This window comes from Vibrio halioticoli NBRC 102217 (assembly GCF_000496695.1).
Classification (GTDB): Bacteria; Pseudomonadota; Gammaproteobacteria; order Enterobacterales; family Vibrionaceae; genus Vibrio; species Vibrio halioticoli.
Genome location: NZ_BAUJ01000046.1, coordinates 36099 through 42825, shown reverse-complemented (window position 1 = coordinate 42825; position 6727 = coordinate 36099). Strand labels below are relative to the sequence as shown.

Sequence of the window (6727 nt, the reverse complement as noted above, 5' to 3'; positions counted from 1 at the left end):
CCAGTTCAGAGTGAATGGCATTTTTTTTGAAGAATAGGTTATTGATTCCACAAATGAAAAGTCGCGTAACTTCCATAAGGGCTAACATTGTCAGCGGTGAGGTGGGGAAACTTAGCCAGCGCTTTTTTAACCACTAAATCATTGCTTAAAAAGCAGTTCTTTTCTGATAGACCTCTTAATTGCGCGTATTGAATTGTCCATGGGCCGATACCTTTGATGGCTAGCCATTGGCTTGGGTGTGCTTGCGGGGATTCAATAATAAATTCTGCCAGTCTGTTGAGTGTTTCTTTACGTCGCTGGGGCATTTTTAAGAAGGAAAGATCGGCTGTAGCGACCTGTTGCGGGCTAGGAAAGTGCTGGTGGTTGGTTAATTGTTTGGTGAAGTGATTTAAATGATTAATTGCCGCTGTCACTGATATTTGCTGTCCTAGCACGGCGCGTACGCCGGCTTCCCAAGTGCTCCATACCCCGGGAATGCGAATGCCGGCGCGTTTGATTAATGTGGGTGATAGGGCGTGCAGGTGCTTTTGTATAGCCTCTAAGTCTGAGTCGAGATCAAACATTCTGCGCACTGCATTAATTAGTGGGTTAAGCTGCGAATCACTACTTAATTGATACTCTAAAGTGAGGGACTGAGGGTGATTTTTTGATAGCCGAAACCATATCGGCATCTTGTCTATTTGTGCATGTCGCGTGTATTGGAGGTTATCTATTCGCTCTAGATGCGAAATGGCGCGCCGCTGATAAAAATCTAGCATGTATTGCCAATCTAGCGCGCCTTTATAGTTAAGCTCAATAGTATTCGTTTCTATAGGATTAGGTTCGATGATATTAGGTGTGATGCTATCAGACTGAATGACCATCATTGATATACCTAGATTATGAGCGGGCTATCTTAAAAATCTAAACCAATACTCATTTGCAGTCCATCATAGTCTGCATCATAGCGGCCGACTCCAGACGTCGCGTACCCATAAATGTATTCAGCACGAAGCCAGTAATCGGCGTTGATATTCCATTGCAAGCCTGCACCAACGGTAAATATCGAGCCTGTGGTATCACCCACATCGACTCTAGAGCCTGAACTAATATCGTGGCCTTTAATATGGGTGGCGATGGCACTGGTGCGGCCAAAGATCTCAAGGGGGGTATCACCGAGCTCCCCGGTAGTCGCGATAAGAGATAAGCCTAATTCGTAATAGTTGATTTCAAAGGTTTTAGCATCGTCTGAAGACTCTGAATAACGGAAAAATCCTTCCATACTGAGGTGTTCGTTAAAGGATTGACCCCCTCCAATAATAAAACTAGGGCTAGCAAAAGTGTCTGTTGAATCTCCCTCCGGGGAGAAGCCAACATCACCAACACCAAGATAAAAAGAGTTGTTGCCCGCGGCTGCCGCTGACAAGGAAAGCAGAGCAGTAGAAAGTAAGCTAAAGTGGCGAAGCTTGTTCATTGTCATCCTTTATTACGTGTTAGTATTAACAATATTGATACCAAAAGCAGGTAAACACGAAACGATTGATTAAGTGTTTATCTCATTAAGAGTAACAATAATATTACATGAAGCTATTGATTATTATTAAAAACATGGCTTAAAACGCTAGATAGTGACGCAATTAACAAGGAGAGGGACATTGACTCAAGCTAAGCACCTACAATTATCACAACAAGAGCAAGACCAACTAGACGCTGCAGTCTTTCGTCGTTTGCTGGCGCATTTAGACAATAACAAAGATGTGCAAAATATTGATTTAATGATTTTGGCGGGGTTTTGCCGCAATTGCTTTAGCAAGTGGTACACCGCTGAAGCACAAGATAAGGGGCTAGATCTGGATATTGATGATGCTCGTTTGCGTGTTTATGGCATGGCGTACGATGAGTGGAAGCAAAATCATCAACTGCCAGCAACACCAGAGCAACTGGCCGCTTTTGAAGCAAAGCATAAGAAGTAAAAACTTATAGTGTTATTTGCCGATGCTCTTTCAAGACATTACGGCAGCGCAATAAAAAAGTCCCTCAGCAATACTGAGGGACTTTGAAAAGACGCGTTACTTAATAAAGCCTAACTATCGGTTAGTATTTACAAGTAGAAGAGCCTAGGTTAACCCATACATCTTCAACACCAGGTTCATCACCTTGTGTCCACCATTTAGCCTGCCAGCGCGAACCGTTGTGGTTAGTTTGCTCTGTACCTGCGTATGCAATAGCTGCAGACCATGGTAGTTCGATTTCTGAAATCAGTTCCCAGCCTTCAGCCGTTGCACTTGGTTCTGCTTGAGTCCACCATTTAGCTTTGTAAACAAGGCCTTTGTGGCTCACTGTTTCGTTAGTGTAGGTGTTACCTGCTTCCCATGCAGGGTAGTTTGGTGCTGCTGGATCAGTTGATGAACATTGGTTGCCGCCATCGGTATCGCCATCACCAGAGTCGCCGCCGTCGCCTTCACCGCCATCAGTATCACCGTCACCGCCACCGTTGTCTTCTTCGATGTTTGCAACGTGAACACGTGTTGTAGCACTTGCTGACTCTTCGCCATCAGTGACTGTAACATCAATAGAGAACTGCGTATCAGCCGTCACTTCAGGAGCGGTTAGTACGATGCTGTTCTCATGTCCGCCATCAATAATAACGAAATCAGAAGGTACGTTCCAAGTGTATGCCAGTGAGTCACCATCTGCGTCAGATGCATTTGCTAGCAGAGTGAACTGTGCATTTTCATCAACGTAAACAGTTGGGGTAATAGCAATTGTTGGTGGTTGGTTTGTTACTTCAGCTGTGTTGGTAATCACAACGCTATCAGAAGACGATGCGCCATCTGGATCAGCAACGGTTAATGTGAAGGTGTAAGACACATCAGCTTCTGTGAAAGGGACATCCACAGTTGGCTTAGCGCTGGTGTTATTAATAATAGTCACCGCGTTGCCGCCAGTTTGTTGCCAGCTAAAGGTAAGAGCTTCACCTTCAGGATCTGATGATAAAGAACCATCAAGAGTGACTGAAGTAGGGCCCGTTACTGTCTTATCAACACCAGCACGTGCGATAGGTGCACGGTTTGGTTGTTCAGGATCCGTGATAGAATCACCGTGACCTAAACCTTCATGCATTGCATTAACTAGGTCGCCGTTATCGCCATCCATTTCCCAATGGAAAATACCCGCCATGCCAGTTGATAATGCGTACTGTGCTTTCGCTTTAATAGAACGAGCATTGTCATAGGTGATTAACTCACCGGTTGATTCCTTGAATAGGTATGGTGCTTCTGCTGCCTCATCATAGCCGTATACAAAGCCCTGCTCAGGACCGTGGTTATCAGCAATATCACGGTAATCTAGAACACCATTTTCCCAAGTACCGTTGATAGGACCTGTTGCATTACCGGTAAATGGATTGCCGTCGGTAAAACCGTGTACGCCAGACCAGCCACGACCGAATGCCGCTGCACCGATAACCATTTTCTCGATAGGAACACCTTGCTCAAGCAGGATCTCTACGCCGCGAGAAGTGTAGTACTCCGACTCATCAGGAACGGTATTGACGCTCGACTTATGCAACGCTGTTTGGTGGTTTAGAATATTGTTGTTCCATGCACCATAGTAGTCGTAAGACATTAGGAAGATATGGTCTAAGTATTTAGACGCTTCACCGTAGTCAACAACAGCCAGCTTGTCATGGCCAATGTTGATTGCTGAACCTAGCTCGTAATGACGGCCGTTTTTCTCGCCCAACTCGTCTAGCATTTCACGTAAGTCTTTCATCAAGGTTACGTAAGTTTGGCCATCGATATCTTTGTTACCTAGGTTAGGGTTTGCACCTCCGCCACCAGGGAATTCATAATCGATATCAACACCATCGAAGAATTTCCATGTTTCTAGATATTCACGTACCGATTCAACAAATGTATGACGGATTTCATCATCATGCATGAAGAAGAATGGGTCAGATAGGGTCCAGCCACCGATAGAAGGTAGGATTCGTAGATCTGGGTTGGCTTTCTTAGCCGCCATCATTTGCGCAAAGTTGCCTTTGTATGGCGCAGACCACTCTTCTGAACCTTTTAGAGGTATTTGTACCGCTGCCCATGGGTCATGAATCGCAACTTTAAAGTCATCGCGGCCAGCACAGGCATTTTGTAGCGCTTCAAACGAACCTTCGATAGTTTTGACCGAATCGTTAAGGCCATGACCACCACAAATTGGCACAAAGCCGTAAATCATACGGTTTAAGTTTGGTATTGGCGCTTTGTCGATAGGGTAATCACGACCGTAGACCGCCCACTCAACCACGTAAGTACCGACAATCTTGTCTGTCGTGTTTTCGTATGGCTTATTGTTTTCAGTCCAAACTGTTTCTAGAGGTTCAATGTGGCTGCCGTCAGTATCTGCAATGGTCAATAGAGTTGTTTTCGAGCGGCTTACACCGTCTGCGTTTTCAAGCTCAATAGCCATGTCATAAAGACCGCCTTTGTTCATCTTAAAGACAGCTTTGTTTGCAGAAGCGTCGCCTTCCCACACTACGTTACCGTCAAGAAGTACACGAGCCGTATCAGCAGGATCGCCGGCCCATACATCCCAAGTGACTTCAATGTCTAGCTCAGTATGTACAGCCTTAACGACTTTTTCGTAGGCAACAGCTTCTGGATCAACCTCAACCATTGCGTATGTGTGATCACCCCACGATAAAACGGGTTCACCAGGGGCAGCTGCAAATGATGGTGCAGCAAATATGGAGCCTATAATGGATAAAGATAAAAATGATTTGTTAAACATAAACGCTAACCTTAATAAAATAAAAGCATTTTCAATTGGGGGATGTCAGTTCGAACATCAAGATAAATTAGAGAATGTTCTTATTTTTATCCTGACTTTACTTATTCTTTAAAAGGAAAATAAAAGGTAAATCTCAAGTAACTTTTAAATGTAAGTGTTCGAAAGACATTTTGATTATGTATTCAAAATTATCATTATCAAATGAATAACTATTATTTGAATCAATATATGCAACACAGAGCGCAACTTAATAATAAATATTGCATGAAAAGCCATTCTGTTTCGAAAATAGTTTATTTTCGTCACAAAATAATGATATGGGTGCGTTGATAAAGACATGTGATCTATGTCTTTTTGGCAGGTGTTACTTGTGTCAGGTCACGTTATGTACGATGGGGTCTTTTATTTTCAATGGGTTAGGTGTGAGCTTTATCGGTGCTTATTTTTTAGTGTGAATCTAAGTGGGCAGCTAAAATATCAATAAAAGATGGCTAATAAGAGAATGGGTGTTCTTGTTAATGATTATATTGTCAATGATTCAATAATATTAAATAACGTCAGTGTTGTAAGTTTTTTAAGAATATCAAATATAAATACAGTTAGCTCTTGGTTGCACAAATTAGGATTACTAATGAAGTTAATATATATTATTTCAATCGATAACAATTTATTAATTATAATATGCATTTAATTAGAGCTTTTAATTTATAAAGATGGCGTCTTCTTATTAGAAGACGCCATCTTTAAATTAACAGTATTACTGCAAATAGTGATCTGGGTACTGTTCTTGAACAAATAGTGATTTTTTAACAAACAATTATGCTTGAACAAACTACTATAGTTAAAGCGTTGCTATGCCATCAACGTTTGTAAATGGTCGTAGCTCGCTTGTACATCACCAATAGTTTGAGCGATCCATTGTGGGTTGTAGTAAGTATCTAAGTATCGCTCGCCACTATCACACAACAAGGTAACGATAGAGCCTGTTTCTCCTTGGTCACGCATTCTGCGAGCCAACTGAAATACGCCGTATAAATTAGTCCCAGTAGAAGGGCCTACTTTTCTGCCTAGTTTGTTGTGTAGCCATTGCATGGTAGCGATAGCGTGCGCATCTGGCACTTTAATCATTTCATCGACTACGCCCGGAATGAAGCTAGGCTCTACTCTTGGCCTGCCAATACCTTCGATGTTACTGCCACGGTTTAAGGTAATTGTCGCGTCCTTATTGTGGTAGTAGTCGTAAAATACCGAGTGAGTAGGGTCAACAACACACAGTTGTGTATTACAGCGCTGATAGCGAATGAAACGACCAATCGTTGCAGACGTGCCGCCGGTGCCTGGGCTCATCACTATCCACGTAGGAACAGGATGTTGCTCTAATTTCATTTGCTCAAAAATAGAGTTGGCGATGTTGTTGTTGCCACGCCAGTCTGTAGCGCGCTCTGCGTAGGTAAACTGATCCATATAGTGACCATTTAACTCTTGCGCTAAACGGTGAGATTCTGCGTAAATTTCATCAGAGTGATCAACTAAGTGTGCTGTGCCGCCGTAAAACTCAATTTGTTGTATTTTTTTCTTCGCCGTACTTTTTGGCATTACCGCAATGAAAGGCAAACCCAATAGTCGAGCAAAATACGCTTCCGACACCGCAGTGCTACCTGAAGATGATTCAATGATTGGTGTTTTAGGACCTATGTGGCCATTACATAGTGCATAAAGAAACAAAGAGCGTGCTAAGCGATGTTTTAACGAACCGGTTGGATGGGTGCTTTCATCTTTAAGATAAATATCAATACCCGGAAAAGCTTCAACGTCTAACTTGATAAGATGTGTATCAGCTGAACGCTGATAATCAGATTCAATAATTTGGATCGCACGGTTGGTCCAGCTACGAGTGCAAGTATCTTCAGTGTTCATCTTCGGCTTCCTACATATCATTGACGGTATGCATATAATTTAGCCT

At 42.8% G+C, this 6727-nt stretch carries 5 protein-coding genes; 1 reads left to right on the top strand and 4 read right to left on the bottom strand.

Features of this window, described 5'->3' with window-relative positions; genetic code table 11:
- Positions 1-38: 38 nt before the first annotated feature.
- Both VHA01S_RS13175 and VHA01S_RS13170 read right to left on the bottom strand, forming a co-directional pair.
- Positions 39-866, bottom strand: coding sequence for an AlkA N-terminal domain-containing protein (locus VHA01S_RS13175; RefSeq protein WP_023404859.1), 828 nt, complete (start codon positions 864-866; stop codon positions 39-41).
- Between the two features lie 29 nt (positions 867-895).
- The gene (locus tag VHA01S_RS13170; protein WP_023404858.1) at positions 896-1453 is read right to left on the bottom strand and encodes an outer membrane beta-barrel protein; all 558 of its coding nucleotides are present in this window, start codon (positions 1451-1453) and stop codon (positions 896-898) included.
- A gap of 181 nt (positions 1454-1634) precedes the next feature.
- On the opposite strand from VHA01S_RS13170, the gene VHA01S_RS13165 reads away from it, so the two are divergent.
- Positions 1635-1952, top strand: coding sequence for a DUF1244 domain-containing protein (locus VHA01S_RS13165; protein WP_023404857.1), 318 nt, complete (start codon positions 1635-1637; stop codon positions 1950-1952).
- Between the two features lie 121 nt (positions 1953-2073).
- Here the strand turns inward: VHA01S_RS13165 and VHA01S_RS13160 are convergent, their stop codons facing one another.
- Together VHA01S_RS13160 and VHA01S_RS13155 are read right to left on the bottom strand one after the other, a co-directional pair.
- Positions 2074-4764 (bottom strand): glycosyl hydrolase family 18 protein, encoded by a 2691-nt coding sequence (locus VHA01S_RS13160; RefSeq protein WP_023404856.1) that lies wholly within the window; start codon positions 4762-4764, stop codon positions 2074-2076.
- A gap of 852 nt (positions 4765-5616) precedes the next feature.
- The gene (locus VHA01S_RS13155) at positions 5617-6681 is read right to left on the bottom strand and encodes a PLP-dependent cysteine synthase family protein (RefSeq protein WP_023404854.1); all 1065 of its coding nucleotides are present in this window, start codon (positions 6679-6681) and stop codon (positions 5617-5619) included.
- Positions 6682-6727: the final 46 nt, after the last annotated feature.